This is a genomic window from Polaribacter pacificus, from assembly GCF_038024035.1.
Taxonomy (GTDB): domain Bacteria; phylum Bacteroidota; class Bacteroidia; order Flavobacteriales; family Flavobacteriaceae; genus Polaribacter; species Polaribacter pacificus.
This window is the reverse complement of the sequence record NZ_CP150664.1, coordinates 2,613,611-2,637,097: the sequence shown is the minus strand read 5'-3', so window position 1 is coordinate 2,637,097 and position 23,487 is coordinate 2,613,611. Positions and strand designations below refer to the sequence as shown.

Here is a 23,487-nt window from a genome sequence, read left to right as displayed (position 1 = left end):
ATTAGAACTAAAACACTGAATTGAAAACAAGTACACACATATTTTTCTATTTTTTTACCTTGTTCAGTTTTACTGTAACGGCTCAAATTGAGAACACCAAAGGAAAAACCAAAACGGTAAAAATTCCTTTGACGATTAAGCCAACCAAAGTAGACAGCAAACCAGAGCTGCTTACTTTTAATTCTGATGAAGGTTTTAAAAATGCAAAAAAGATTGCCGATAAGAAAAAATCACTTTCTGATATTGAACGTGAATTAAAGTACAAAGGGATTATTTCTAATGAAACCCTTGCAGAAGAAAGAATGGCTAAAGCTTTCAAAATCATCAATGGGCGATTTAAAAGAGTGGACCAAGATCTAGGTAGCTTTAGAAGTGACTCAAAATACGTTCGAATAATTTGTAGAGATCATCAGTACCCTGATGGTGACCGTGTAACAATCTATATTAACGGAATTCCTGCAATTTACAATATCGTGCTTGAGCAAAATTATCAAGAATTTAAAATTCCACTTGTAAAAGGGGTTAATAAAATAGGGATTAAAGCATTAAATCAAGGGACTTCAGGCCCTAATACTGCAGCTTTTAAGGTTTATGATGATGCTGGGTCCTTAATTTCTGCCAACGAATGGAATTTAGCCACAGGAGCCGTTGCTACACTCTTAATTGTAAAAGAGTAGTCAAGCCATATTTTTATAAATAACAGCCCTGATAAAAACTTATTGTTTTTTTATACTTCCCGTTTTTTTTAATTATAAAAAACTGCTATTTTTGCCTTTTGCATCAAGAGAAGAGAACTCAGTAAAACATTACAAACAATTAATTTAACAATGAAAAAAATCACTAAAGAAACTTACATCAATTGGTACAGGGACATGCTTTTTTGGAGAAAGTTTGAAGATAAATTAGCCGCTGTTTATATCCAACAAAAAGTAAGAGGTTTTTTACACCTATATAACGGCCAAGAGGCTGTTTTAGCAGGTTCTTTACACGCGATGGAATTGGGTAAAGATAAAATGATTACTGCTTATCGTAATCACGTTCAACCTATTGGTATGGGTGTTGATCCAAAAGCGGTAATGGCAGAATTGTATGGAAAAGTTACTGGTACCTCTAAAGGAATGGGTGGTTCTATGCATATTTTTTCTAAGGAAAAAGGGTTTTATGGAGGACATGGAATTGTTGGTGGTCAAATACCTTTAGGAGCTGGAATTGCTTTTGGTGATAAATACGCCGGAAACGATGGAGTTACCTTAACCTATTTTGGTGATGGTGCTGCAAGGCAAGGTTCTTTACACGAAACGTTTAACATGGCTATGAATTGGAAACTTCCAGTTGTTTTTATTGTAGAAAACAATGGATACGCTATGGGAACTTCTGTAGAAAGAACGGCTAATCATACAGATATCTGGAAACTTGGTTTGGGCTATGAAATGCCTTGTGGACCTGTTGATGGGATGAACCCAATTAAGGTTGCAGAAGCAGTAGATGAAGCAATTCAAAGAGCAAGACGTGGAGATGGCCCTACATTTTTAGAAATGAAAACCTATAGATATAGAGGACACTCAATGTCTGATGCACAACACTATAGAACTAAAGATGAAGTAGAAGAGTATAAGAAAATTGACCCTATCACTCAGGTGTTAAACATTATTAAAGAAAATAATTACGCAAGTGCCGAAGAAATTAAGGCAATTGATCAAGAGGTAAAAGACTTGGTAAAAGAATGTGAAGAATTTGCAGAAAACTCTCCATATCCTGAAGTAAATCAACTATACGACGTGGTATACGATCAAGAAAATTATCCTTTTATTAAATAAATCGAGACAGCATTATGGCAATAGTAGTAAATATGCCCCGTTTAAGCGACACCATGGAAGAAGGTGTAGTTGCTAAATGGTTAAAAAACATTGGCGACACCATTGAAGAAGGTGATATTCTAGCCGAGATTGAGACTGATAAAGCAACAATGGAGTTTGAGTCTTTTAACGAAGGAACTTTATTATACATTGGTGTTCAAGAAGGAGAAAGCGCTCCTGTTGATAGCCTATTGGCTGTTATCGGTGATAAGGATGAAGATATTACAGCGCTGCTTAATCAAGCAGAAACATCAGAACCACAAACTGAAGCAGAACCACAAAAAGAAACAGTAAATACAAGTACCGAAAGCACTCAAATACCAGAAGGTGTTATAATCATTACCATGCCTCGTTTAAGCGATACCATGACTGATGGAACTGTAGCAAGCTGGTTAAAAATTGTTGGTGACAAAATAGAAGAAGGTGATATTTTAGCCGAGATTGAAACAGACAAAGCAACCATGGAATTTGAGTCTTTTAACGAGGGGACCTTATTATACATTGGTGTTCAAGAAGGAGAAAGTGCTCCTGTAGATAGTTTGTTAGCTATTATTGGTAAAGACGGTACAGATGTAAGCGCAGTAGTAGCTGCACACAAAGCTGGAACTCTTTCTGAATCTTCATCTTCTGATGCTAAGACAACAGAAGACAAACCAAAAGAAGCTGCAAAAGCTTCAGAAACTCAAACAACTCAAATCACTCAAGAGACAACCCAAACAGGAGGTCGAATTTTAGCCTCTCCTTTGGCAAAAAAAATAGCAAAAGACAAAGGAATCCAATTATCAGCACTGGCTGGTTCTGGAGAAAATGGACGAATTATAAAGAAGGATGTAGAAAATTATACGCCAGCTGCGGCTTCTACTACTGTTAAGCAAACAACCAGTAGCGCTACAAACAATGCACCTGTTGCAGCATTTGTTCCTGCAGGAGAAGAACATGAAGAGTTGGTGAAAAACTCACAAATGAGAAAAGCCATTGCCAAATCTTTGGGGAACTCAAAATTTAATGCTCCACACTTTTATTTAACTATAGAAGTAGACATGGAAAACTCTATGGCCTCTAGAAAAACAATCAATGCGATTCCAGATACCAAAGTATCTTTTAACGATATGGTTGTTAAAGCCTGTGCGATGGCATTAAAAAAACATCCACAAGTAAACACTAGTTGGACAGAAGAAGCTACAGTGTACAAGAGCCAAATTCATATTGGAGTTGCGGTAGCTGTAGACGAAGGATTGGTTGTTCCTGTTTTAAAATTCACAGACCAAATGAGTCTTACTCAAATTGGAGCATCTGTTAGAGATTTAGCAGGCAAAGCTAGAAATAAGAAAATTTCACCTGCAGAAATGCAAGGAAGCACCTTTACTATTTCTAATTTAGGAATGTTTGGAATCCAAGAATTTACATCGATAATTAATCAACCTAATTCTGCAATTTTATCCGTTGGAGCTATTGTAGAAAAGCCAGTGGTTAAGAACGGTCAAATTGTAGTTGGAAACACCATGAAAGTAACCCTAGCATGTGATCACAGAACTGTTGACGGTGCCGTTGGAGCTCAGTTTTTACAAACATTAAAAACTTATTTAGAGAATCCAGTTACCATGCTGGCATAGCTCTAAACACAGATAAACAACAAAGAGGAACTCTACTATTTGAGTTCCTTTTTTTTTGATGTCATTTTTAAGTAATACCTTAGCATCATAAAATTGGATAATACAATAGACACTATGTCAAAAAAATTGATTGGAAGATTTGATAAAATTGATTTTCCAGAATTTAATTTATTTGAAATTGAAGCAAAAACCGATACAGGTGCTTTTACCTCATCTATTCACAGTCATAAAATTGAAGAGTTCACTGTAGATGATCAAAATTTTATTAAATTCACACTTTTAGACCCTACACATATTCATTATAATGAGAAAGTGTATCAAACTAAAAATTATAGTAAAAAGTTAGTCAAAAGCTCAAACGGATTGTCTGAAGAGCGTTTCGTCATCAAAACTACTGTAGTTTTATTTAATGAAATCTATCCAATAGAATTAACCTTAAGCGAAAGAAGCGACATGAAATATCCGATCCTTTTAGGACGAAAATTCTTAAACAATAAATTTATTGTAGATCCTTCTATCAAAAACTCTTCATTCAAATCAAAAAAAAGCTCATAACATGAAAATTGTCATTTTATCAAGAAATCCAAAATTGTATTCAACTAGAAGACTGGTAGAAGCTGCTCAAAAAAGAGGGCATGAAGTTACTGTCGTGGATCATCTAAAATGCAATATAGAAATAGAAAAAAAATCACCTAAAATTTTCTATAAAGGAGAATACATTACAGGGATTGATGCTATTATTCCTAGAATTGGAGCTTCTGTTACTTTTTACGGTACTGCTGTAATTAGACAGTTTGAAATGATGAAAGTATTTACCACAACCACCTCTCAAGCATTGGTAAGGTCTAGAGATAAACTGAGTAGTTTACAGATCTTAGCAAGAGCTGGTGTTGGACTTCCAAAAACAGTGTTTACCAACTATACTAAAGATGTTGAACACGTGGTAGAATCTGTTGGTGGAGCACCACTAGTTTTAAAATTACTAGAAGGAACTCAAGGTTTAGGAGTGGTACTTGCAGAGACCAAAAACGCCGCAACTTCTGTACTTGAAGCATTTAATGGACTTGGAGCTAGAGTAATTGCTCAAGAGTTTATTAAAGAAGCTGGAGGAGCAGATATTAGAGCTTTTGTGGTTGATGGAAAAGTTGTTGGAGCTATGAAGAGACAAGGTAAAGAAGGTGAGTTTAGATCAAATCTTCACCGTGGCGGAAACGCAACTGTGATTGAGTTGACTGACGACGAAGAAAGAACTGCTTTAAAAGCTACAAAAGCATTAGGACTTAGTGTTGCAGGTGTAGACATGCTTCAATCGTCTAAAGGACCTCTAGTTTTAGAGGTAAACTCTTCTCCTGGCTTAGAAGGTATTGAAATTGCTACGAAACGAAATATCGCTAAAGAAATCATCCGCTATTTAGAATTAAATGTCGAGTAAAAACTTTGTTATTTTAGGCACAGAAGTCCCTAAGGGAGGAAGTGCATTTCTAGATTTAGAAGTGGTTAAACTACACACAAGAACTCCATTAAAAGTTCCTGTAATTGTAGAGCGTTCTAAAAAAGATGGCCCAGTTGTTTTACTACTTGCCGGGGTTCATGGAGACGAAGTAAACGGTGTTGCTATCGTTAGAAAACTTATCAAAAAAAAACACAACATTCCCAAGACAGGAACTATTATATGCATTCCTGTTTTCAATATTTTTGGCTATCTAATCCAGACTAGAGAATTTCCTGACGGAAGAGATTTAAACCGTATGTTTCCTGGAAACCTAAACGGTTCTTTAGCAGGTCAATTTGCTTATTTATTTAGAACAGAAATAGCCCCCTTGGTTGATTATGTCATTGACTTTCATACAGGGGGTGCAGAATTGGATAATATTCCACAAATAAGAGGCGTACTTAGCGAACCTAAAACTTTAGAACTTGCAAAAGTATTTGGAGCCCCTTATGTTATAAACTCTGACTACATCGCAAAGTCTTTAAGAGAAACACTGCATAAACTAGGAAAAACAGTCCTGCTTTTTGAAGGAGGGAAATCTAAAAATATTGACACGGAGGTTATTAAACACGGAGTTAATGGCACATTGAACGTACTTAAATACTTAGGTATGCTACCAGGAAAACCCACTGAAAAAAAACAGCGAATTATAACAAAATCAAAATGGATACGTGCAAAATACTCAGGTCTTGTAACTATTAAAGTTAAAAACGGAAGTTGGGTTAAAAAGAAAGATGTTCTTGGTATTATTCAAGATCCTTTTGGAGAATTCGAAAAGAAAATTTACGCTCCTTATGATTGTGCAGTCTTTGGCATTAACAACGCTCCAATTATCAACAAAGGAAATGCGCTTTTCCACGTAAGTGTAGAACAATAAAAAAATCCAGCAAATGCTGGATTTTTTATTGCTAAAAATATAAGCTAATTATTTTTTAGTTGTAGTCACTTTTACCACAGTAGTTACTTCTTGTCCTCCTTGGTCAATTTTGGTAGTAATATCTGAGTTTAAGGTTACACCAGTTGCTCTATCAACAGACATAGTTCCTTTGATATCACCTCCTGCACCAGCAACAGATCCTTTAATTGACAAACCAACAAGCTTAGAAGTCATTGAAGTTACTTCAAAAGTGAAATTTAATTTCATTCCATTGTTCTCTTTTTCCATCGTAAAGGTATCCCCTACTTTAACTGCATTTTCTGGATAGACAATATTGCTTTCACCAACATTTTCTGATCCTTGAAAACTAGGCTCAGCCTTCGCTTCTAACACATTTCCAAACACATCGCCTTTAGAATAGATCACTGACTCTAAAATTGGACCCATTTGTCCTTTTAACATCATTCCAACCTCATCCAATTCATCATCACTTTTGCTAGAATCATAGCTAAAAGCCATTTCTCCTTGCATCATGTCCATAACAATTTTACTGAACTTTGTTTCGCTAGAAAAGTTTTTTGCATTAGAATCTGTAATCTTAACTTCTGAAGTCATGGTCATATCCATCATCATCTGAGGCGAAGCAACACTTTGCTTAATGACAGTTTCATACATGTCACCTTTTTGGTATTTTAAACGCAATAAAGTCGTTTCTTGCGCATAGGTATTGACAGCAAATGCCATCACAAATAAAATAAGTATTTTTTTCATTGAATTTACATTTAGGTTATAAAGATACTTTCAAATATTGTAATGGCTAAATAAAACTTTATTTATTTGAGTTTTTTAGGTTTCTTTTCAATTTTTAAAAAGAAGCTTTACCATAAACTACATGAGCATATCACAAAAAAAACGTTCGTAAATGACTACGAACGTTTTTTATATGGTTTTCAATAAAGAGGGATTTAAAAATCTTGATTTACATCCCAAGCCTCTATAATTTCTTTTAAGGTTTTGATAAACATTCCTCCTAATGCCCCATTAACAACTCTGTGGTCATAAGAATGTGATACAAACATTTTTTGTCTGATTCCAATAAAATCACCATCTGGTGTTTCTATAACTGCAGGAACTTTTCTAATAGCTCCTAAAGCTAATATGGCTACTTGTGGTTGGTTAATGATTGGTGTTCCCATCACAGAACCAAAACTTCCTACGTTGGTTACAGTATAAGTACCTCCTTGGATTTCATCTGGTTTTAATTGATTCCCTCTAGCTCTGTTTGCTAAATCATTTACTGCTTTAGTCATACCTACCAAATTTAATTGATCTGCATTTTTTATAACAGGAACAATTAAGTTACCATCACCAAGGGCTGCTGCCATCCCTAAATTAATATTTTTCTTTTTTATAATATGATCTCCATCTATGGCGATATTGATCATTGGATATTTTTTTATGGTTGTTGCAACAGCTTGCATTAAAATAGGTGTAAAAGTAAGTTTCTCTCCTTCTCTTTTAAGAAAGGCATCCTTTACTTTATTTCTCCATTTAACAATATTGGTTACATCAATTTCTATAAATGATTGTACATGAGCTGAAGTCTGAATAGAATCTACCATGTGCTTGGCAATCAATTTACCCATTCTACTCATTTCTATAACCTCATCTTCACCATTTACAGAAACAGGTGCTGCTTTGGTTACTTGTTTGGCTACTGGTGCTTTTGGACTTGCAGCTACTGGTTGGTCTGCTGATTTCTTAGGAGCAGAATTACGTTGCTCTATAAATGCTAAAATATCATCTTTAGTAACTCTTCCATCTTTCCCTTGCCCAGAAATTGCTTCTAATTCTTGCATAGAAACTCCTTCTTTTTGAGCAATATTTCTAACCAATGGTGAATAAAATTTACCGCTTTCAGAATTTTTAGCTATTGGATCAGCTACGCTTTCTTTAGCTTGCTCAACAGTTTCTTGAACTGCTTCAACCACTTTTTGAGTTTCTGCTTTTGGTGGAGTAGCAACTGCGCCTCCTTCTGTTTCTATAATTGCGATAGTAGCTCCTACTGCAACTACATCGTCTTTTTCAAACAAAATCTCAACAATGGTACCTTCAACTTCACTCGGAACTTCAGAATCAACTTTATCTGTTGCAATTTCTACGATTGCTTCATCCAATTCTACGCTATCACCTACCTCTTTTAACCAAGAAGTAATCGTTGCTTCTGCAACACTTTCGCCCATCTTAGGCAGCTTCAGTTCAAATTTAGCCATTATCTATTTGTTTTATTGACTGCGAAAGTACTAAAAATTGAATGATTTTTCAATATTTTTTTAATCGAAATGAAAAATTAAACCAAAGTTAATATTGCGAAATAAGCATCAGTCGGTTTAATTTACTGAATTTAATTAAATATATAAGTCGATTTTACTTGCTTTATTAAACAATCAATAAATCACGAGAATTAGATTGCAAGGCAAACATTTAAGCGAATACGATATAAATATGCAAGGTAGAATACCTTCAATAATCAATGTTTACAAAAAAAAGAAAGTGCCTTTTTTAAAATAAAACAAGCTTATACTAATGTTAAACCCAATCTTTTGGAGTTGCCAGAACTGACAATAATTTTGCTTCTTCAGAATCTGGAACCGGCTGATGATTGTACACCCATTGAACTTTCGGTGGCAAACTCATTAATATACTCTCAATACGTCCTTGAGTTTTTAAACCAAAAAGCGTGCCTCTATCATGCACTAAATTAAACTCAACATAGCGCCCTCTTCTTACTTCTTGCCAATCCTTCTGATCCTTATTGAATGCTATATTTTTTCTTTTTTCTACGATAGGTAAATAACTTTCTAAAAAACTGTTCCCTATTTCTGTTACAAAATTATAGCGATCATTCATTGAAAACTCTTCTGTTTCTTTTAAATAATCAAAAAACAACCCTCCCAATCCTCGGGCTTCATTCCTATGAGCATTCCAGAAATAATTATCGCAGGTTTTTTTAAAATCTGTATAAAAATTAGGGTGATGCTTGTCACAGGCCGTTTTACAAACTTGATGAAAATGCACAGCATCTTCTTCAAACAAATAATACGGTGTTAGATCTTGACCTCCACCAAACCATTGGGTAACAATCGCTCCAGAATCATCATACATTTCAAAATATCGCCAATTGGCATGTACTGTGGGTACAAATGGATTGTTTGGATGCAATACCAAACTTAAGCCACAGGCATAAAAATTACCGCTATCAACACCAAATTGCAAGCGCAAAGACTCAGGCAATTCTCCATGAACTGCAGATATATTCACCCCTCCTTTCTCAAAGACTTTTCCGTTTTCTATAACACGGGTTCTACCACCACCTCCTTCTTTACGTTGCCATAAATCTTCTACAAAGACAGCTTCTCCGTCAACAGCCTCAAGCTGAGACGTAATACTGTCCTGAAGCGTTAAGATATAGTTGTAAAATTTATCTTTCATTTGCATAATTCATATAATTCCATGTTCATCGATTCTCCAGAAGCATTTGTAAATTCATCCTCTAGGGTTTTTACCCAAGAAAAACCGGCATTGAAAGCAACCTGAATACTCTTTAAATTTGTTTTGTGAGCAATAATCTGTAAAGTATCTAGACCTAAATCATCAAAAGCATAAGTACTTAAAAGCTTTATAGCCTGAGTCATATAGCCCTTTCCAACAGACTTAGCTGCCAATCCATAGGCAAACTCCCCTTGCTTGTTGCGATAACTAACATTTTTAAGGTAGACAAAACCAATAATATCATTAAACTGAAGTTCTTTTACCAGATATAGGTATTCATTTTTATTGACAGCATTCTCGATCTTTTTCTCAACAAATTGCTGACTTAATTCTCGTGTTGCTGTGCTAGATACTGTTACGGGTAAAAAAGCCTGAAATGTTTGCACATTGGACTGAATTAACTCGTGTAATGCATCAGCATGATGACTACCTAATAAAACTAGCTGAAGACTTTCGGTTTTCAACATTATTTGTATTCTTTTACCGCATCAATAAACGCCTTGGCATTGTCTAGAGGAATGTTCGGTAAAATTCCATGTCCTAGATTAACGATGTATTTATCTTTTCCAAACTCATTAATCATTTGATGAACCATCTTTTTAATCTCAGCAGGCGGAGACAACAATCTTGAAGGATCAAAATTACCCTGCAAAGTTATGTTTCCTCCTGTTAAATAACGTGCATTACGAGCAGAACAAGTCCAATCTACCCCTAAGGCAGCTGCGCCAGATTTAGCCATGGTATCTAAAGCAAACCAACAACCTTTACCAAATGCAATTACTGGAGCTTCTTCTTTTAATGCATCAATAATTTGTTGAATATACTGCCAAGAAAACTCTTGATAATCTACTGGAGATAACATCCCTCCCCAAGAATCAAACACCTGTACAGCATTGACTCCTGCTTTTACTTTTTCTTTTAAATAGGCTATGGTTGTATCTGTAATTTTTTGCAATAACTGATGTGCTGCAATAGGATTTGTAAAACAAAACTCTTTTGCCTTATCAAAATTCTTTGAGCCCTGTCCTTGAACACAATAACATAGAATTGTCCACGGAGACCCCGCAAAACCAATCAAAGGAACCTCATCATTTAGCAGCTCTTTTGTCGCTTTAATGGCATCCATCACATAGCCTAAAGTCTCTTCAATATCAGGTACAATAACACGATCAACATCTTTTTGAGTTCGAATAGGATTGGGTAAATAAGGACCAAAATTTGGTTTCATCTCTACCTCTATATTCATCGCCTGTGGAATGACCAAAATATCTGAAAACAAGATAGCGGCATCCATCCCAAATCTTCGGATCGGCTGCACCGTAATTTCTGAAGCTAGCTCTGGAGTTCTACAGCGGGTAAAAAAATCATATTTTTCACGGATAGCAATAAACTCTGGCAAATATCTTCCTGCTTGTCGCATCATCCAAACTGGTGGACGGTCTACGGTTTCACCTTTTAAGGCCTTTAAAAATAAATCGTTTTTTATCATATTCTACATTTTAGAGACAGCTAGCATAGCTGCGTCAATAGCTTTCGTTGTTTTTTTAAGATCGTTTTCACTGAGTGCCGATGACAAAAACCAAGCTTCAAATTGAGAAGGCGGTAAAAACACACCGTTTTTGATCATCTCCCAGAAAAACACAGCAAATTTCTTGGTATCTGCTTTTAAGGCATCTTCAAAATTGCTCACTTCATTTTTTACAAAAAATGGATTGATCATCGAACCAAATCGATTAACCACCAAATCAATATTGTATTTTTTTGCAGTTTCTAATAAAATTACCTCAAGAATAGCGGCAACCTCATCAAACTGTTCGTATGGATTTTGTTTTTTTAACTCGGTTAAAGTAGCGATTCCTGCAGCCATTGCAATTGGATTCCCACTAAGAGTCCCCGCTTGATACATGCCTCCTAAAGGCGCTACCATTTCCATAATTTCATTTCTAGCTCCATAGGCTCCTACCGGAAACCCACCACCAATTACCTTTCCTAAACAGGTTATATCAGCAACCACATTAAACAATTCTTGAGCCCCCCCAAAAGTTGATCGGAACCCCGTCATTACCTCATCAGCAATTAACAAAGCACCTTGACTTTCTAAATAAGTTTTTAAATCACTTAAAAAGCCATCCTCAGGCAATACAACACCCATATTACCTGCAATAGGCTCTACAATTACCGCTGCGATATCATCGTGCTGTTTAAAATGTGCTTTTACACTGTCTAAATCATTAAACGTAGCAATTAAGGTGTTCTTTACCGCATCTTCGGGCACACCTTTACTACCCGGCATACTTAACGTTGCTAAACCTGAACCTGCCGCAACCAACAAAGCATCTGAATGCCCGTGATAGCAACCTGAAAATTTAATAATCTTATCTTTCCCTGTATAAGCTCTTGCCAAACGCAGTGCACTTAATACGGCCTCTGTTCCAGAGTTCACAAAACGCACTTTGTCCATCCCTGGAAAGGCGTCGCAGACAATTTTTGCCAACTTAATTTCATTGTGTGTAGAGGCTCCAAAGGTATACCCGTTTTTTAAAGCTTTTTGGATGGCTTTTTGAACTTTTTTATGACGATGTCCTAAAATCATAGGACCATAAGAAAGCACGTAATCTACATATCTATTTCCATCAACATCTACAATGGTTGTTCCTTTTGCTTTTTTAATAAACAATGGGTTTCCGCCCACAGAAGCGAATGCTCTAACTGGAGAATTAACTGCTCCAACTAAGTGTTGCAGTCCTTTTTCGTATAGTTTTTGTGATTTTTTAAATTCCATATTTTTTTGTGATTGTCATTCTACACTTTGCGCAGAATCTATTGTATGGATTCCCTTTTACAGGAATAACATTTTATTTGTTTAAGGCTCTTGCTGCTTCTTTTGCAAAATACGTGATGATAATATCTGCTCCAGCGCGTTTCATAGAAAGCAAACTTTCTAACATCACTTTTTCTCCGTCAATCCAGCCTTTTTCTGCTGCAGCTTTTATCATTGCATACTCACCGCTTACATTATAACAAGCGATTGGTCTGTCAAAATTATTCTTTAAATCTCTAATAATATCCAAATAAGACAAAGCGGGTTTTACCATAAGAATATCAGCGCCTTCTTGATCATCAAAAGTCGCTTCTCTTAATCCTTCATCTCTGTTAGAAGGATCCATCTGATAGGTTCTTCGATCTCCAAAAGTTGGTGCAGAATCTGCTGCATCCCTAAAAGGCCCATAAAAAGCCGAAGCATATTTTACTGAATACGCCATAATAGGCAAATTAACATAACCAGTATTGTCTAAAGACTGACGAACCATATCTATTGTTCCATCCATCATTCCTGATGGCGCCACCATATCTACTCCAGCTTTAGCATGAGAAACCACCTGTTTTGCTAAGTTGACCAATGTAGCATCATTATCTACATCATTGTCATGAATGATTCCACAATGCCCATGCGAGGTGTACTCACAAAAGCAGACATCAGTAATCACATACAAACTTGGATAGTTTTTTTTGATAAACCGAATGGCTTGCTGTATGATTCCGTTATCGTTCCAGGTCTCAGTACCTTCATCATCTTTATGAGCAGGAATTCCAAAAAGCAATACTGCAGGAATATTTAATGATACCACCTCATCTAACTCTTTCGCAATTTTATCTAATGAAAAACGCTTGATCCCTGGCATAGAAACTATTTCTGTTTCTATGTTCTCACCCTCTTCAATAAAAAGAGGATAGATAAAATCATCGACAGAAAGTTTGGTTTCTCTAACCAATCTTCGAATCCCTTCTGTTTTTCTAAGTCTTCTTGTTCTAAACATTTGTTGTCTTACTTTCTGTCACAAGAAAAACAAAGCAGACAAAGTCTCTTTGCTTTAAGTTGCGTGACGTTATTCTTTTACAAAATGCAGGTTGACCAATTCAACAACACTTTCTACGGTTGGTAAAGTAGCTGTTTGTACCTGATCAAAATGTTTTTTTGCTTCGTTAGCAGTACTTTCTCCAATACAAAAAGCAATCTTGCCTTCTGGCTTGTTTTCTTGCATATAGCTCTCTACTGTAGATGGACTGTAAAATAACACTCCTTGGATATGATCTCTAACATTAGCTGGGCTATACATGGTTTTATAAGCCTCTACTTCATGCACCGTAACACCATTTTCTGTTAGCACATCTGGCAAGGTATCTAAGCGTAAATCACTGCAAAAATAAGTAACCTCTTGTCCTTTTATATTTTCGATCAAATAGTTTGCCAACTGAGCAGCATTCTTTTCTGAGTGGGCTACTTTTCCTATTTTTTGTTCAATTAATTTTTTGGTACGTCTACCAACACAGTAAATGTTTTTAAAAGACATCTCTTGTTTTAAAAAACTATTTAAAAGAGATTCAACACCATTTTTACTAGTGATGATTACGTGCTCAATCTCATTTTTAATCACTTTAGGAGCGATTCTATTAAAGCGTATTTTTATAAAATCACTGTCCTCAACAGTTATTGTTTCTGATAACAAACGCTTTTGAATTTCTGATAATTTTTTGGTAGAATACACAGCTGTTTGTTCTGCTTGTTCTGCCTTTAACTCTGCAAGAATTTCTTTTCCTCCTCGGTTAAGTACAAAATCTGCACATTCTTTAGCAATGTAATTATGACGCCCTACTTTCTCTTTAGAAGTCACCTCTACTCTTTTGGTGCCATCTTCATTTAGTAAAACCCCTTTAAAGTGAACCTCATCTTCTTTAACATATGCCAAAGCACCAATTGGCGCAGTACATCCTCCTTCTAAAAGCTGTAAAAAATCACGTTCAACACTTGTGATCATTTCAGTTTCTTCATCATTCAACTCTTTACAAACTTCAATCAACTCAGGGTTTTCTACCGAGGCAGTAATCACAACAGTTCCTTGAGCCGGTGCTGGAACCATCCAACTTAAACTAATTGCGTTTTCTGGTTTTATTTTTAAACGTTCCAAGCCTGCAGCTGCAAAAACAGCAGCATTCCATTCGCTTTTTTCTAACTTTTCTAAACGTGTTTGCACGTTTCCACGAATACCAACTACTTTGTGAGTTGGATAACGATGCAACCACTGCGCTTTTCTTCTAAGACTTCCTGTAGCGATCACAGCATCTCTTTGTGCCATAAACTCTTCATTGTCTTTAAAAACAAGCATATCATTTGAGTTCCCTCTTTTTAAAACAGCAACTTGAACGATTCCAACTGGCATCACTGTCGGAACATCTTTTAATGAGTGAACCGCAATATCAATTTCATCATTTAGCAAAGCGATGTCTAAATTTTTGGTAAAAATTCCTGTGATCCCCATTTCATAGAGCGGCTTGTTTAAAACCAAATCACCGGTAGATTTTACAGGCACAATTTCTGTTTTATGCCCTAAAAACTCTAATTGTTGTTGTACCGTTTTAGCTTGCCAAAGAGCCAATTGGCTATCTCTAGTTCCAATTCTAATAATCTTCTCCATAAGTTTCCTCTATCGTAGTTCCAAACATTTTTCCGACAACTTCTATGCTCTGCGCTACCGAAGTTTCATCGTCTTTTAAATGTTTGACAAACTGTGTGGTTATTTTTTGTATAAATCTCGAAGTAATAAGGGCTGCCTGCTCCTCATCAAAATTCTTTATTTTCTTTTTATGAAATGCAATTTCATCTTGCTGAATAGTCTCTAAAGATTGCTTAAGAGCAGTAATTGCAGGTGTAAATCTTCTGTGATTTAACCATTCGTTAAACTCTAAAGTATGACTTTCAATAATTTGTTCAGCCAAAGGAACTTCTTGTTGACGAACAGCAAGTGTTTCATCAGTAATCTTTGATAACTGATCAACATTTACATAGGTTATATGTGTTAAGTCTTGCACTTCTTTTGCAACATTTTCTGGCATAGACAAATCTAATATCAACAATTTCTTAGCACCAGAAATGTGCTTACTTGTAATGGTTGGAATCTCTGAAGCGGTAGACACCACCAATACATCTGTTTGATTTAACTCTTCTGTTAAGTCTTGGATACGTGCTTTTCTAACCGATTTGTGCTCTTTGATAAACTCCGTAGCTTTTTCTTCGGTTCTATTAATCAAACACACCGATTTATTGTCTGTATACTCTGCTAAGTTTTTACAAGTATTCTTACCCATTTTTCCCAATCCAAAGACCAAAATATTTTTGGTATTGTATGAAGGCAAGTTATGAATTACATATTGAACAGCAGCATAGGATACTGATGTGGTTCCTGAACTCAATCTCGTTTCGTTTTTTACGCGTTTACTAGCTTGCATAACCGCATTGAGTAAGCGCTCTAAAATAGCATTGGTGGTTTTTTGTTTTTTTGCCTGCTTAAAAGCCTGTCTTAACTGACCTACAATCTCATAATCTCCAAGAATTTGGCTATCAAGGCCTGTCCCCATTCTAAACAAATGTTCAATTGCTTCTTGGTTTTTATACACATTAGAAACCTCAGCAAACTCTTCTACGGTTCCAAATGAGTATTTGCACAACAAACTGATTAACTGAAAAGGATGATTTGCAAAACCAGTAATTTCTGTACGATTACAGGTTGATAAAACAAAGATGCCTGTAATTCCATTTTGGGCAGCCTCTTTTAATAAGGCAATTTGATTTTCTTTAGATATAGAAAATTTCCCTCTAATGTGTGCGTCAGCTTTTTTATAGCTAACTCCAATATTATATAAGTTCGTTTGATTCTTCTCTGTATGCATTCGATCATTTTCAAAAAGTCTGTCAAAAGTAATCCCTTTATAGAGATAAAAACATCGCTTAAGGGACTAAATATGTCGTTTTTTGAATTTTCACTAAAAATTAAGAAAAAACACCAATAAAAGCTTATTTTTGCAGTCATAGAGCGCAGTACAGTTTGTTTTATATAGAATCATTCTAAATAAAAAGACTTTAAAACTCAAAAAAAATTGAATGAAAAACATCGCTAAAAGTACATTTACAGAAGTACAACTAGAAAAAGGTTTTTATGTGCTAATGTTTCAAAATAACAGTACTAAAACAGAGTACTTTAACAGAGATATAGACAACACCTATTTACAGTTACATTATTGTATTAAAGGCAATTGCAAACTTCATTTTAACGATAGCAACTACGTATTTAACGTCCTGGATAAGCATGCTATTTTGCTCTATAATCCACAGCAAAAACTACCAATCAACTTAGAAATTCTACCAAAAACAGCCTTGGTTTCTATCATAATTTCTATAGATAAGTTTCATTCGTTATTTTCTAAAGAGGCCAGTTATATTCCTTTTTTAAGCGATTCAAACAAAAACAAAAAATACTACGACGACTCAGAGATAAAACCTGATGCGCTGATTGTTTTACAGCAAATTTTAAATGCAAACATCCACAGTGCTATCAAAGATTTATATGTAAAAGGTAAAACCTACGAATTGTTGAGTCTTCATTTTGATAGCGGAGAAAACACCACCGACGAGTACTGCCCTTTTTTAATAGACGAGCAATACGTACAAAAGATAAGAAAAGCAAAGGACATAGTCATTGCCAGAATGGCTGAACCGCCTTCTTTACAAGAACTCGCAAACGAGGTTGGATTAAATCTAAAAAAACTAAAAGAAGGCTTTAAGCAGATTTACGGCGATACAGTCTACAGTTTTTTATTCGATTATAAAATGGAGCAAGCCCGCCTTTACTTAGAAAGCAATCAATTAAATGTTACTGAAGTTGGTCTAAAAGTTGGATACAGCACGTCTAGCCATTTTATTGCAGCGTTTAAAAAGAAGTTTGGAACCACTCCAAAAAAATATGTGATGAGCTTACAAGCTTCTTCAAATTAATAGAGCCTGGATAAAATTTAAAACTGTGAAACAACTAACCCACTACGATATAGAAAACCCGCAAAAAAAGTTTCCTGTTACGATTGTCTGTGATGCTATTAGAACGCCAGAGAACATAGGCATGTGTTTTCGGATTGCAGAAAGTTTTGGAGTAGAAAAAATATACCTACACCACAACTCTCCTGATATTGAAAACCGTATCGTAAAAAAAACAGCCAGAAACACTTTAGAACAAATACCACATGAGTACTATACTAATTTTTCTGACACAATACGTCAATTAAGAGCAGAGGGCAATAGCATTATTGGTATCGAAATTACAGATAACAGCATCGCCTTACAAGATTTTGATTTTAACAAACATCAAAAAATTGTTTTGCTATTAGGAAGCGAAAGAAATGGGATTACTGAAATTGATCAAGTTGATCAAACTATTGCCATTCCTATGTTTGGAAGAAATTCTTCTATGAACGTGATACATAGTTTAGCCATAACATTGTATGAGGTTACAAATCAATTAAACAGCAAATAAAAGAGCTAAAAAATAAAAGAGCACAAACAAATACAGCACAAATTATGAAAGGAGTTTTACTCATCAACTTAGGATCACCAGACAGTACAAAGGTTTCTGATGTACGCACCTATTTAGACGAATTTTTAATGGACGAGCGTGTTATTGACATCCCGTACTGGAAACGTTGGTTATTAATTAAGGGGATTATTTTAAATGTAAGACCAAAAAAATCAGCAGCGGCCTATGCTAAAATTTGGTGGAAAGAAGGCTCTCCATTAGTGGTGATTTCTGAGCGATTTGCAAAAAAAGTAGCAGCCAATACAAAAATGCCCATCGCTCTAGGTATGCGTTATGGGTCTATGAGTATAGAAAAAGGTTTTAAAGAATTAGCCGATCAAGGAGTTGATGATGTGTTTATTGTGCCTTTATATCCACATTTCGCCATGTCCTCTACAGAAACTGTTTTGGTTAAAGCAGAAGAAGTGAGAAAAAAGCTGTATCCAAATATGAAGACAAGCGCTATTGACTCTTTTTACAATGATCCTTTGTATATCAAAGCCATGAGTGCTAATATTAAAAAGCATTTGGCAGGTTTTGAACACGATCATATACTCTTTTCATACCACGGAATCCCAGAAAGGCATATTTTAAAATCAGATACAACAAAGAGTCATTGTAAAATTGACGGAAGCTGTTGTGAAACTGCTTCGATTGCACATAAAACTTGCTATCGTCATCAATGTTTTGAAACAACCAAAGCCATCGTAAAAGAACTTGGGTTAAAAGAAGGAATGTATAGCAACTCTTTCCAATCTCGTTTACTTAAAGATCCTTGGTTAAAACCCTACACCGACTTTGAATTTGACAGACTCCCAAAAGAAGAAGGTAAAAAGAAATTAGCCGTAATTACTCCTGCCTTTGTTTCTGATTGTTTAGAAACACTCGAAGAAATTGCCATGGAAGGAAAAGAACAGTTTTTAGAAGGTGGTGGAACCGATTATAAGCACATCCCTTGCATGAATGACAATGATGACTGGGTAGAAGTGATGAATACTTGGATTGACGCTTGGGCAAAACAATAAAAAAAGCTAAAGTTCAATAGACAATTCTGTATCTTTGATACTAGCTGGTATGTTAATGTAGTAATGGACTAGTAAAATCAAGTGTTAATTTAGCGCTTAAGATTGTTAGATAATTTTAATTTAGAAGAACTTACAAATAACCAATACGACTATGGATTTTTTATACGTAAAAGCACTGCATATTATTTTTGTAGTTACCTGGTTTGCAGGTTTGTTTTACATCATTCGATTGTTTATTTACCATGTAGAGGCCGAAGACAAAGAAGAACCAGCAAAAGAAATACTGCAAACTCAATACAAATTAATGGCCAAACGCCTTTGGTATATTATTACCTGGCCTTCTGCGGTACTTGCTAGTATCTTTGCTTTTTGGATGTTGTATAAAAACCCAGCATATTTAAGCATGCCTTGGATGCATATTAAATTAACCTTTGTTGCTGTTTTATATATATATCATGCCAGCTGTCAAAAGATTTACAGTCAATTGCAAAAGGACATCATAAAATATTCTTCTTTTAAATTGCGCGTCTGGAATGAGGTTGCCACAATTTTACTCTTTGCCATCGTATTTTTAGTGACCCTAAAAAGTGCCATTAATTGGATCTGGGGCTTGGTCGGAATTATTTTGTTTGGAGTACTCTTAATGCTAGCCATTAGACTCTACAAAAGAATTAGAGCTCATAAAAATTGGGATAAGGAAAAGAAAATCTAACTTTTTATAGACTGTTCAAACGGAATCCTATTTACGATAGATCTTCCAAGCGTTACCTCATCTGCGTACTCAAGTTCATCACCTACAGAAATACCGCGAGCAATGGTCGATGTAATTAACTTGTACTTCTCTATTTGCTTAAAAATGTAAAAATTAGTGGTATCACCTTCCATGGTAGAACTCAGGGCAAAAATGATTTCTTTTACCACGCCTTTTTCTACTTTCTCTACCAATGAATCTATCTGTAATTTTTGAGGACCTATTCCTTCTATCGGAGAAATCTTCCCTCCTAAAACATGGTACACCCCATTAAACTGTGCTGTACTTTCTATGGCCATCACATCGCGAATATCTTCTACCACACAAACAATTTCTGGATTTCTTTTTGAGTTGTTGCAAATTTCACACAAGGTAGTATCAGAAATATTATGACAGTTTTCACAGGTCTTAACATCATTTCTAAAATGCAACAGGGCTTCAGATAAATACTGTGTATGCTCAGCGGGCTGTCTTAATAAATACAGCACCAAACGCAGAGCTGTACGCTTACCTATTCCAGGCAGTCGAGACACTTCGTTTACAGCATTCTCTAATAATTTTGAAGAAAAATCCATGAGGGCAAATTTACAACATCAAAAGAAAAAAGAATAGAAAATTCTAAAAAATGACACCGATTTAGATCTGTGTTCTTTTCTAACTCATCTATAGGCTAAAAAACTTATATTCGTATTTCGTAATTTATAATTAGCAACTAAGATTTCTCCATGCAACCAATACATATATTCCTTTTAATACTGGCTTATTTTAGCGTTTTGATTTTTATTTCATACAGAACTGGTAAACTAGCCACCAACCAAACATTTTTTAAAGCCAACAACTCATCTCCTTGGTATTTGGTAGCCTTTGGAATGATCGGAGCATCGCTTTCTGGAGTTACCTTTATCTCGGTCCCTGGCTGGATAGAAGATCAAAACATGAGCTATATGCAAATGGTGCTTGGCTATGTAGTAGGATACGCAGTTATTGGTTTGGTTTTATTACCCTTGTATTACCGACTAAACCTTACTTCTATCTACAGCTATTTAGAAGATCGATTTGGATACTATTCTTATAAAACTGGAGCTAGTTTCTTTTTACTATCAAGAACTGTTGGCGCTGCCTTTCGTTTGTTTTTAGTGGCCAATGTATTACAACTAATTTTATTTGATGCCTATGGTGTACCGTTTTGGGTAACCGTTTCTATTACTATTTTACTTATTTGGCTGTACACTTTTAAAGGCGGAATAAAAACCATTGTTTGGACGGACACCCTGCAAACCTTGTTTATGCTTATTGCTGTTGGTGTGTGTATTTATACCATATCTGACTCCATGCAAATAGACAATGTTTTTAATTATGTAGCCGAGAGCGACCTCTCTAAAACCTTCTTTTTTGATGATCCTAAAGCCGGAAACTACTTTTGGAAACAGTTTTTATCAGGCGCTTTTATCGCTGTAGTAATGACGGGTCTTGATCAAGATATGATGCAAAAGAACCTTACCTGTCGCAATTTAAAAGATGCGCAAAAAAACATATTTTGGTTTACCATCGTCTTGGTGATTGTAAATTTATTTTTCTTGGCCTTAGGAGTTTTACTTACTGATTTTGCACAACAAAACGGCATAGATGCACATAAGGATGAGTTGTTCCCTATAATTGCAACTCAAGGAAGTTTAGGCACGGCCACTGCCCTATTTTTTATTTTGGGATTAATTGCTGCCGCATACTCTAGTGCAGACTCAGCACTTACTTCATTAACCACTTCTTTTAGTATAGACATTTTAGAAATCGACAAAAAGAAATCTGTAGCAGATCAAGAAAAAACAAGAAAAAAGATTCATATTTTATTTTCGTTTATTTTAATTGCAACCATTTTAATTTTCAAATATTTTATCGCTGATGCCAGCGTCATTGCAAAGATTTTTACCTTTGCGGGCTACACCTACGGCCCTTTATTGGGCTTATATGCTTTTGGTTTGTTTACCAAGCTAAATGTAAAAGACAAAGCAGTGCCCTTTATTTGCTTAATTGCCCCTATCTTTACCTACCTAATTAGTTTTTACAGCGTAGAAAAACTTGGTTTCGATTTTGGGTTCTTTGTATTGGTGCTAAATGGTGCATTGACCTTTTTAGGATTGTATTTATTCAAAAAACAATAATTTATTATTAACAATGAAGCGTTAATAAACCAATAACACAACAAAAGGTTATATCTTTACAACATTATCCCCTAACCTAAATTTTAAAATGAGAATACTATATCTTGATGATGATGCGATTAGCAGACTAACTGTTAGCAAAATAGTTGATGGCAAATACGAAATCGACGCTGTAGAAACTACAACAGAATTTTTCAGTTTATTAGACAAAAACAGCTACGATATATTTTTAATAGACATAAACCTAAATGATTCTGACATAGATGGTTTTGGTGTTTTAAAAAAAATAAAAGAAAAAAATTTACCAGAGGAAACAATCTACATTGCACACACAAACTATTTTGGACAAGATTGGGAAAATAAATGCTTAGCCAATGGATTTAGTTCTTACTTAGCAAAGCCTTTTATCATGCCTATCTTTGAAAAAATTATCAAAAAATAGCTGTTAAAAAAGCACGGTAAATTGAAACATTTTCAATCGCTTTTAGAAAGGATTTAAAACCTCAATTTCAGATTCAGAAGTAGCAAAACTCTCAATATGAAAAAAACAGTTTCTATTATTGGAGGAGGACCTTCAGGACTTTTATTGGCCGCTTTTTTAGATTCTGAAAAATTTAACATTACTGTTTACGAAAAAAATAAAACTGCTGGCAGAAAATTTCTTGTTGCTGGAAAAGGTGGTTTTAACCTAACACACTCAGAGCCGATCTCACAAATGATCAATCGGTATACACCTTCTAAATTTTTAGAAGCTTCGTTAAAGGGTTTTACCAATACTGATTTTAGAAACTGGCTAAACACAATTGGTATCCCCACGTATATTGGCAGCAGCAAACGAGTTTACCCAGTAGAGGGGATCAAACCCATTGAGGTGTTGAACGCCATCTTAAAACAACTCAAAAAAAACGCTGTCACTATTAAATACGAGCAGGTATTTTCTGGTTGGGATGTCTATATGCAACCAATAATCAACAACAAAAGTAACCAGGCAGATTATACTATTTTTTCTTTGGGAGGTGGTAGCTGGAAGATCACTGGCTCTGATGGAAACTGGCTAAACGTCTTCACTAAAAAAGGGATTATAAGCAGTCCTTTCAAGGCTTCTAACTGTGCCTTTCAAATACCATGGACAGATCAATTTATTAAAGAGAACGAAGGGAAGCCCTTAAAAAACATCGCAATCTCTTGTCAAAAAGCAACCCAAAAAGGGGAAGCTGTCATTACCAAATTTGGCTTAGAAGGAAATGCAATCTACGCTTTGAGTCCTCAAATTAGAGAACAATTAAAAGACCATGCAACAGCTAAAATTTTTCTCGATTTTAAACCGACGCTATCTAAAGAACAGCTACTCACCAAAATTAAATCATCCACTCAAAAAAATACCACAGCTACTTTAAAAAAGGAGCTTAAGCTAAGCAGCCCGCAGATTAATCTTCTTAAAACTCAATTATCAAAAGACGATTATTTAAACTTGGACACTCTGGCAAAAGCCATAAAAAACCTTCCTTTGCAAATAACCAACACAGCTGCTATCGACGAAGCCATTTCTACCGTTGGTGGAGTCAAGCTAGCTGAAATCACCTCTAACTTTGAAATAAAACAACTGCCCAATCAGTATTGTATTGGCGAGATGGTAGATTGGGATGCGCCAACAGGCGGCTATCTATTACAAGCCTGCGCAAGCATGGGCGTATCTGTGGCTAAGCATTTAAACAGCAGTTTTTAAAAAACTTCAAAAAAAAAATGCAATAAATACCGATTAG

At 35.3% G+C, this 23,487-nt stretch carries 23 protein-coding genes; 13 read left to right on the top strand and 10 right to left on the bottom strand.

Annotation, left to right across the window (positions count from 1 at the left end):
- Nucleotides 1-20 precede the first annotated feature (20 nt).
- The 6 genes from WHC90_RS11985 to WHC90_RS11960 all read left to right on the top strand — a co-directional run bounded on the left by WHC90_RS11985 (nt 21) and on the right by WHC90_RS11960 (nt 5,838).
- On the top strand, nt 21-677 hold the full coding sequence (locus WHC90_RS11985) for a hypothetical protein (protein ID WP_188599128.1): 657 nt from the start codon (nt 21-23) through the stop codon (nt 675-677).
- A 150-nt stretch (nt 678-827) separates the two neighbouring features.
- The gene (gene pdhA / locus WHC90_RS11980) at nt 828-1,817 is read left to right on the top strand and encodes a pyruvate dehydrogenase (acetyl-transferring) E1 component subunit alpha (RefSeq protein ID WP_188599129.1); all 990 of its coding nucleotides are present in this window, start codon (nt 828-830) and stop codon (nt 1,815-1,817) included.
- A 14-nt stretch (nt 1,818-1,831) separates the two neighbouring features.
- Nucleotides 1,832-3,469 (top strand): dihydrolipoamide acetyltransferase family protein, encoded by a 1,638-nt coding sequence (locus tag WHC90_RS11975; protein WP_188599130.1) that lies wholly within the window; start codon nt 1,832-1,834, stop codon nt 3,467-3,469.
- A 114-nt stretch (nt 3,470-3,583) separates the two neighbouring features.
- Nucleotides 3,584-4,024, top strand: coding sequence for an ATP-dependent zinc protease (locus WHC90_RS11970; protein ID WP_188599131.1), 441 nt, complete (start codon nt 3,584-3,586; stop codon nt 4,022-4,024).
- Nucleotide 4,025: 1 nt separating this feature from the next.
- On the top strand, nt 4,026-4,901 hold the full coding sequence (rimK, locus tag WHC90_RS11965; protein WP_188599132.1) for a 30S ribosomal protein S6--L-glutamate ligase: 876 nt from the start codon (nt 4,026-4,028) through the stop codon (nt 4,899-4,901).
- Nucleotides 4,891-5,838: a succinylglutamate desuccinylase/aspartoacylase family protein gene (locus tag WHC90_RS11960; RefSeq protein WP_188599133.1), complete on the top strand. Its 948-nt coding sequence runs from the start codon at nt 4,891-4,893 to the stop codon at nt 5,836-5,838. Before rimK ends, WHC90_RS11960 begins: the two co-directional genes overlap by 11 nt.
- A gap of 48 nt (nt 5,839-5,886) precedes the next feature.
- On the opposite strand, the gene WHC90_RS11955 is transcribed toward WHC90_RS11960, so the two are convergent.
- The 9 genes from WHC90_RS11955 to hemA all read right to left on the bottom strand — a co-directional run bounded on the left by WHC90_RS11955 (nt 5,887) and on the right by hemA (nt 16,116).
- Nucleotides 5,887-6,609 (bottom strand): hypothetical protein, encoded by a 723-nt coding sequence (locus tag WHC90_RS11955; RefSeq protein ID WP_188599134.1) that lies wholly within the window; start codon nt 6,607-6,609, stop codon nt 5,887-5,889.
- Nucleotides 6,610-6,803: 194 nt separating this feature from the next.
- A complete protein-coding gene (locus tag WHC90_RS11950) occupies nt 6,804-8,111 on the bottom strand; it encodes a dihydrolipoamide acetyltransferase family protein (RefSeq protein WP_188599135.1) in 1,308 nt (435 codons plus the stop codon).
- A 316-nt stretch (nt 8,112-8,427) separates the two neighbouring features.
- Nucleotides 8,428-9,330: an oxygen-dependent coproporphyrinogen oxidase gene (gene hemF, locus WHC90_RS11945; RefSeq protein WP_188599136.1), complete on the bottom strand. Its 903-nt coding sequence runs from the start codon at nt 9,328-9,330 to the stop codon at nt 8,428-8,430.
- Nucleotides 9,327-9,857, bottom strand: a complete 531-nt coding sequence (locus tag WHC90_RS11940) for a GNAT family N-acetyltransferase (protein WP_188599137.1) — start codon at nt 9,855-9,857, stop codon at nt 9,327-9,329. The genes hemF and WHC90_RS11940 overlap by 4 nt, the downstream gene beginning before the upstream one ends.
- On the bottom strand, nt 9,857-10,879 hold the full coding sequence (hemE, locus tag WHC90_RS11935) for a uroporphyrinogen decarboxylase (RefSeq protein ID WP_188599138.1): 1,023 nt from the start codon (nt 10,877-10,879) through the stop codon (nt 9,857-9,859). The genes WHC90_RS11940 and hemE overlap by 1 nt, the downstream gene beginning before the upstream one ends.
- Before the next feature lie 3 nt (nt 10,880-10,882).
- Nucleotides 10,883-12,172 carry a glutamate-1-semialdehyde 2,1-aminomutase gene (gene hemL / locus WHC90_RS11930; protein ID WP_188599139.1) on the bottom strand — a complete coding sequence of 430 codons (1,290 nt, stop codon included), beginning with the start codon at nt 12,170-12,172 and terminating at the stop codon, nt 10,883-10,885.
- A gap of 73 nt (nt 12,173-12,245) precedes the next feature.
- Nucleotides 12,246-13,208 (bottom strand): porphobilinogen synthase, encoded by a 963-nt coding sequence (gene hemB, locus WHC90_RS11925; RefSeq protein WP_188599140.1) that lies wholly within the window; start codon nt 13,206-13,208, stop codon nt 12,246-12,248.
- Nucleotides 13,209-13,277: 69 nt separating this feature from the next.
- Complete coding sequence (gene hemC / locus WHC90_RS11920) at nt 13,278-14,864, bottom strand: hydroxymethylbilane synthase (protein WP_188599141.1); 1,587 nt, start codon at nt 14,862-14,864, stop codon at nt 13,278-13,280.
- Nucleotides 14,848-16,116 carry a glutamyl-tRNA reductase gene (hemA, locus tag WHC90_RS11915; protein WP_188599142.1) on the bottom strand — a complete coding sequence of 423 codons (1,269 nt, stop codon included), beginning with the start codon at nt 16,114-16,116 and terminating at the stop codon, nt 14,848-14,850. The genes hemC and hemA overlap by 17 nt, the downstream gene beginning before the upstream one ends.
- A 211-nt stretch (nt 16,117-16,327) precedes the next feature.
- Between hemA and WHC90_RS11910 the strand changes: the two genes are divergently transcribed.
- From WHC90_RS11910 to WHC90_RS11895, 4 genes are all read left to right on the top strand, one after another.
- Nucleotides 16,328-17,218, top strand: a complete 891-nt coding sequence (locus WHC90_RS11910) for a helix-turn-helix transcriptional regulator (protein WP_188599143.1) — start codon at nt 16,328-16,330, stop codon at nt 17,216-17,218.
- A gap of 25 nt (nt 17,219-17,243) precedes the next feature.
- Nucleotides 17,244-17,750, top strand: coding sequence for a TrmH family RNA methyltransferase (locus tag WHC90_RS11905; protein WP_188599144.1), 507 nt, complete (start codon nt 17,244-17,246; stop codon nt 17,748-17,750).
- A 44-nt stretch (nt 17,751-17,794) separates the two neighbouring features.
- Nucleotides 17,795-18,814, top strand: a complete 1,020-nt coding sequence (gene hemH, locus WHC90_RS11900) for a ferrochelatase (protein ID WP_188599145.1) — start codon at nt 17,795-17,797, stop codon at nt 18,812-18,814.
- A gap of 151 nt (nt 18,815-18,965) precedes the next feature.
- Nucleotides 18,966-19,526 carry a CopD family protein gene (locus tag WHC90_RS11895; RefSeq protein WP_188599146.1) on the top strand — a complete coding sequence of 187 codons (561 nt, stop codon included), beginning with the start codon at nt 18,966-18,968 and terminating at the stop codon, nt 19,524-19,526.
- Here WHC90_RS11895 and recR read toward each other — a convergent pair.
- Nucleotides 19,523-20,140, bottom strand: coding sequence for a recombination mediator RecR (gene recR, locus WHC90_RS11890; protein WP_188599147.1), 618 nt, complete (start codon nt 20,138-20,140; stop codon nt 19,523-19,525). The two genes, WHC90_RS11895 and recR, sit on opposite strands and share 4 nt — an antisense overlap.
- Nucleotides 20,141-20,290: 150 nt before the next feature.
- Here recR and WHC90_RS11885 point away from each other — a divergent pair, with 150 nt between their 5' ends.
- The 3 genes from WHC90_RS11885 to WHC90_RS11875 all read left to right on the top strand — a co-directional run bounded on the left by WHC90_RS11885 (nt 20,291) and on the right by WHC90_RS11875 (nt 23,450).
- Nucleotides 20,291-21,724 (top strand): sodium:solute symporter, encoded by a 1,434-nt coding sequence (locus WHC90_RS11885; protein WP_188599148.1) that lies wholly within the window; start codon nt 20,291-20,293, stop codon nt 21,722-21,724.
- Nucleotides 21,725-21,812: 88 nt separating this feature from the next.
- Nucleotides 21,813-22,166, top strand: coding sequence for a response regulator (locus WHC90_RS11880; protein ID WP_188599149.1), 354 nt, complete (start codon nt 21,813-21,815; stop codon nt 22,164-22,166).
- 96 nt (nt 22,167-22,262) lie between these two features.
- Complete coding sequence (locus WHC90_RS11875; RefSeq protein WP_188599150.1) at nt 22,263-23,450, top strand: NAD(P)/FAD-dependent oxidoreductase; 1,188 nt, start codon at nt 22,263-22,265, stop codon at nt 23,448-23,450.
- The last annotated feature ends 37 nt before the right edge of the window (nt 23,451-23,487 follow it).